The organism is Spongiactinospora gelatinilytica (genome assembly GCF_003236385.1).
Taxonomy (GTDB): domain Bacteria; phylum Actinomycetota; class Actinomycetes; order Streptosporangiales; family Streptosporangiaceae; genus Spongiactinospora; species Spongiactinospora gelatinilytica.
Genome location: NZ_POUA01000468.1, coordinates 1 through 5,053 on the forward strand (window position 1 = coordinate 1; position 5,053 = coordinate 5,053).

General features: G+C 74.1%; 4 protein-coding genes and 1 pseudogene. 2 read left to right on the forward strand and 3 right to left on the reverse strand.

Features of this window, described 5'->3' with window-relative positions; genetic code table 11:
• Nucleotides 1–256: pseudogene (locus tag C1I98_RS42100) on the forward strand (TetR/AcrR family transcriptional regulator); the annotation flags it as partial.
• Here the strand turns inward: C1I98_RS42100 and C1I98_RS34910 are convergent.
• Both C1I98_RS34910 and C1I98_RS34915 read right to left on the reverse strand, forming a co-directional pair.
• Nucleotides 219–755, reverse strand: coding sequence for a hypothetical protein (locus tag C1I98_RS34910; protein ID WP_111171587.1), 537 nt, complete (start codon nt 753–755; stop codon nt 219–221). The pseudogene C1I98_RS42100 and the gene C1I98_RS34910 sit on opposite strands and share 38 nt — an antisense overlap.
• 49 nt (nt 756–804) lie before the next feature.
• Nucleotides 805–1,875 (reverse strand): cupin domain-containing protein, encoded by a 1,071-nt coding sequence (locus C1I98_RS34915; protein WP_146607827.1) that lies wholly within the window; start codon nt 1,873–1,875, stop codon nt 805–807.
• Between the two features lie 116 nt (nt 1,876–1,991).
• Between C1I98_RS34915 and C1I98_RS34920 the strand changes: the two genes are divergently transcribed.
• Nucleotides 1,992–3,500, forward strand: a complete 1,509-nt coding sequence (locus C1I98_RS34920) for an MFS transporter (protein WP_111171589.1) — start codon at nt 1,992–1,994, stop codon at nt 3,498–3,500.
• Here the strand turns inward: C1I98_RS34920 and C1I98_RS34925 are convergent.
• The gene (locus C1I98_RS34925) at nt 3,475–4,728 is read right to left on the reverse strand and encodes a cytochrome P450 (RefSeq protein WP_111171590.1); all 1,254 of its coding nucleotides are present in this window, start codon (nt 4,726–4,728) and stop codon (nt 3,475–3,477) included. The two genes, C1I98_RS34920 and C1I98_RS34925, sit on opposite strands and share 26 nt — an antisense overlap.
• Between the last annotated feature and the right edge of the window lie 325 nt (nt 4,729–5,053).

The window sequence follows — 5,053 nt, forward strand, 5'->3', positions numbered from 1 at the left end:
GACCAGGATGTCCTGCATCGACGCCTACCAGCGGCTGGCCGACCACGTGGCGCCGATGCAGGACATCCTGGTCGGCATCATCGAGAGCGGCACCGCCTCCGGCCACTTCCGCGCCGGTCCCGCGCGGCAGACCGCCCGCATGATCCTCGCGCTGATCGGGGCCGAGCGGCTGCCGCTGCTCAGCGGCGAGGTGACCGTCGAACAGGCCGAGGAGACGATCAGCGGGTTCGTGCTGCGGGCGCTCGCCACGCCCTAGGCCTCACCCGCCCGCCGCGCAGGTCACGATGTGCGGCCAGCAGTACGCCCAGCGGCACCACCGTGGCCACCAGCCAGCGCTGGTGCACCGCGTCCCAGCTCGCCGCACCGGGCAGCGGCCATGGCCACAGGTCGCCGGAGAGGAACGGCGACGCGACGCCCAGCGCGCCGATCGTCGCCGCCCCCGCCAGCGCGGCGGGCCGGCCCCCGGCGTGCCGTACCGCGACCGCCGCCCCGGCGAGGCCGCACAGGGCGCATGTCACCGCCTCGGCCGCCAGCCCGGCGACCGGGAGCGACGCGCCATCCGCCAGCCGTGTGGATGCCACCGCCACGACCACGCCCCAGCCGGCGGCCAGCACCGTGAGGATCAGCAGCGTGCGCAGCCACTGCCGCGCCCAGCGGGCCACCGGCACCGCGCCGATGCTCGGCGCCATGGCGTCCACCAGCGCGAACCCGCCGGTGGTGGCGATCAGCAGCATGGCCGGGCGCAGTACGAGCACGGCGGTCGCCGGATCGAGGTCCTCGCCCGGGCCGGCCAGCGCGACGACGTCACCCCCAGCGGCACGGCCAGCGCCGCGGGCAGCCAGTCGATCCTGAACTCAGGCGGCGGTGCCGCGCGTAGCCGAAAGCGAAAAGGACCGCGGCGATGCCGTACAGGGCCTGGGCCGCGGGGGTGAAGGGGAGGAGGCGGTCGCCGCCCGCGACCACCATCGGGACCACCACGCCGAGCCAGAGCGCGCCGGGCAGCCCGGCGGCCAGTGTCGTCGGCAGCCTGGCCGACAGCAGCAGGGTGGCGGCGCTCAGCGCCAGCGCGGGCAGCAGCCAGGCGGTGGCCTGGCCGGGAGTGCCGGGGAGCAGCGGCGTCGCCGCGCCGGTCATCGCGACCGCGGTGACCAGCACCGCGCCCGCCCGGATGAACAGCAGCCTCGGGCCCGCCATCGGGGTGGCCGCCTGAAGTTCGTGAACCGGGTCGACGTGCCTGCCGTACGCCAGGGCGATCCCGGCGACCGGCACGATCGGGGCCGCCACCAGGAACGCCAGCAGCACCACAGGGCCGACGGGCTCGAATTTGCCCGCGGTGGCGCCGAGCGCCAGCACGATCGCCACGGCGGTCAGCCCCGCTCTGGACAGCGCCGGTGTGGCGGTGAGCAGCCTGGCCAGGTGCTCGGGTACGCCCACCGCGCCCGGCAGCCGCTCGGCCGCGCGCGGCCGGGGCCGGTCCACCTCGTCCAGCAGCCGGTCCCAGCCACCGGCCAGCCACTCCTCGTCGTACGGCACGCCCGCGCGGCAGCGGGCGCACCCGCCCACGTGGGCCTCCGCCGACATCACCAGCGCCGGGTCCAGGCGGCCCGCGGCGTAGCGCTCCATCAGGTCCGGCGGTACGTGCCAGTCCGCGCCTGTCATGCGAGTTCCTCCCTCAGCCGGGCTTGGCCCGTCGTCGACCACATCGGCGTCGGCGCAGCGGCGGGACAGGCGTGCCCGGAGCCAGGGCGCGTGCCTGCGGTGCAGCACGCACAGCGCCTCCATCTGCCCGGCGGCCACGGCCGCCAGCAGGTCGCCGTCGTCGCTGCCGGGGCCCACCGGGGGCGGCTCCCGCCGCCTGCGGAACATTCTCTGCACGTTCCGGTTATCGCACGGCGAGGCCGTCACGGTTTTCGAAAGGCGCGCGGAGGGCACAGGTTTCGGACAGACCCCCGTCTGGAATGCAGACGTGCCCCAAAAGCGATGATGACGGTATGAGCGAGCGAGAGACGGGCGACGGACACCTTCGCCTGGGCACGGCCGCAGGCCGCTGGGTGCTGTTCACCACGGTCCTGGCCTCGGGGATGGCGCTGCTCGACGGCACGGTGGTCAACGTCGCGCTGCCCGCGCTCGGGCGGGCGCTCGGGGCCGACATGGCGGGCCTGCAGTGGACGGTCAACGCCTACACCCTCACCCTCGCCGGTCTCATCCTGCTCGGCGGCTCGCTCGGCGACCGGTACGGCAGGCGCAAGATCTTCCTCATCGGCGTCGTCTGGTTCGCGCTGGCGTCGGCCGCGTGCGGGATCGCCCCGAACATCGAGGTCCTGGTGCTCGCGCGGGCCCTGCAGGGCGTCGGCGGCGCGCTGCTCACGCCGGGGTCGCTGGCGATCATCCAGGCGTCCTTCGCCAGGGGCGACCGGCCGCGCGCGGTGGGCGCGTGGTCCGGGCTCGGCGGCGTGGCCGCGGCGGTGGGGCCGCTGCTCGGCGGCTGGCTGGTGGAGACGGCGGGCTGGCGCTGGGTGTTCCTGATCAACCTGCCGGTGGCGGCGGCGGTGATCGCGGTGGCGGTACGGCACGTGCCGGAGACCCGCGACACCTCAGCCGGCGGCCGCTTCGACGTGCTGGGCGCGGCGCTCGCCGCGCTGGCCCTGGCCGGGGTGACCTATGGTCTGATCGAGCCGGACACGGGCAGGCTCTCGCTGGTGGCCGGCGTGGCGCTGGGCGCGGCGTTCGTCTGGCTGGAGATCCGCCGCTCGCCGCGCGCGCTGGTGCCGGTGGGGATCTTCGCCTCCCGGGTGTTCACCTCGATCAACCTGGTGACACTGGTGATGTACGCGGCGCTGAGCGTGGTGATGTTCCTGCTGGTGGTGCAGCTCCAGGTCTCCGCGGGGTTCTCCCCGATCGCCGCGGGCACCTCCATGTTGCCGCTGACCGTGCTGATGCTGCTGCTGTCCGCGCACGCGGGCGAGCTGGCCAAGCGGATCGGGCCGCGCGCGCCGATGACCGCGGGCATCCTGGCCTGCGCCGGGGCGCTGGCGATGATGAGCACCATCGGGCCGGGGACGTCGTACTGGCGGGACGTGCTGCCCGCCGTCACGCTCTTCGGCCTCGGGCTGTCGGCCACGGTCGCGCCGCTGACCGCGACGGTGCTGGCCTCGGCCGAGGAGCGATACGCGGGGGTGGCCAGCGGGATCAACAACGCCGTGGCGCGGACCGGCGGGCTGCTGGCCGTGGCCGCCCTCCCGCCCCTGGCCGGCCTCACCGGAGCCGCCTACACCGACCCCGCCCGGTTCACCGCGGGGTTCCACACGACCATGCTGGTCTCCGCCGGGCTGATGGCCGCCGCGGGCCTGATCACCTTCGTGGCGATCCGCGGCAACGTACTGGCCGATCCGGCGGCGCCCGAGCCCGAGCGGCACACGCACTGCGCGATCGACGCGCCGCCGCTGGAGGAGGAGTGCGAGTCGCGCCCCGCGGCTAGAAGGCGAACCCCTGGGACCTGACGCTGTTGTCGAAGTTGGACAGCAGCAGCTCGGGCTCGCCGGCCGCGCGCAGGCCGGGCAGGCGGGTCAGCAGCTCGCGGAACATCGTCCTGATCTCCTGTCTGGCCAGGTTGGCGCCGAGGCAGAAGTGCGGGCCGGGGCCGCCGAAGCCGACGTGCGGATTGGGCTTGCGGGTGATGTCGAACCGGTCGGGGTCGGGAAAGACGGTCTCGTCGCGGTTGGCCGAACCGTAGAAGAGCACGACCTTGTCGCCCGGCTTCAGGTGCAGGCCGCGCAGGTCGTAGTCCTGGGTCACGGTACGCCGGAACTGCATGATCGGGGACACGTGGCGGACCATCTCCTCGATGGCCCCGCCGATGCGGCCGTCGAAGTCGGCGGTCAGCAGCTCGCGCTGCTCAGGGTGGTCGGTGAGCAGCTTGATGCCGTGCGCCATGGTGTTGCGCGCGGTCTCGTTGCCCGCCACCAGCAGCAGCGCGAAAAAGGACCCGAGCTCCCGCCAGGTCAGCCGCTCGCCGTCGACGTTGGCCGTGACCAGGGCGGAGACCAGGTCGCCCGCGGGCGCGGCGGCGCGCTCCCGGCCCAGCCTGATCACCAGCCGTTGCAGCGCGAGCAGGGCGAACATGTTGCGCCCGGCCATCCGGGCCGAGCGCAGCAGGCTGGGGCGCACGCCGGTGTAGGCGGTGGAGACGTCCACGTGGTCGTGGACCTTGGCCCGCATGTCGCCGGGGATGCCCATCATGTCGCAGATGACGTGGATCGGGAGCTTGGCGGCGACCTGGGGGACGAAGTCGCGCGGGCCCTCGGCGATGACGTCGTCCACGATGCGCGCGGCGGCCCGGTCGATGTCGCCTTGCAGGCCCGCGAGCATCTTCGGGCTGAACGCCCGTGAGACGATCCGCCGCAGCCGGGCGTGCCGGGGGTCGTCCATGTTCACCATGGATTCGCCGAAGACGTGTTTGACCCAGCCGGGCGGCTCGGGGTTGGTGACGGCGGGCTCGCTGGAGAACACCTTCGCGTTGCGCGACGCCTCGACCACGTCGCAGTGCCTGACCAGCGCGTAGAACCCTGCGCCGGACCGCAGCAGCGGCACCCGGCGCTCGGCGAAGAACACGGGGTGTTCAAGCTGCCGCAGCCGGGCGAACGCCTCGTGCCGGGCGGCCGGCGGCCTGCGCCAGAAGGTTAGATCGGCCAGATCGGCCGAGGGGGCAACCGCTGTCGTCATTGTCATATCCTGACACGTCAGCTCCGTGCCATGACACGACCCCGGACCGTCACGGGGATTTCATATGGCCGTGGGCCGGGTGTCCGGTTTCCCGGAAACCATCGTGGCATGAGCCTCCCGAGACCCGCAGCGGCGGACGCAGGAGTACGGGCGGCTTCGCCCGCCCCACCGAAACGCCCCGGCCGGCGGCGTCCCCTGGGCCGAGCGGCCCGGCCCGCGGCGAAGGCGACGATGACCGCCCTGCTGGCCTTCGCGGCGGCGGCCACCCTCGGCATCCCTCCCGCCACCTCGGATACGGCCGCCGCGGCGGCGTGCCGGCCGGGTGTGGGGC

Excerpts from the sequence above, each read along its gene's own strand:
- C1I98_RS34920 (WP_111171589.1), top strand. The coding sequence starts at position 1,992 with ATGAGCGAGCGAGAGACGGGCGACGGACACCTTCGCCTGGGCACGGCC.
- C1I98_RS34925 (WP_111171590.1), bottom strand. The coding sequence starts at position 4,728 with ATGACAATGACGACAGCGGTTGCCCCCTCGGCCGATCTGGCCGATCTA.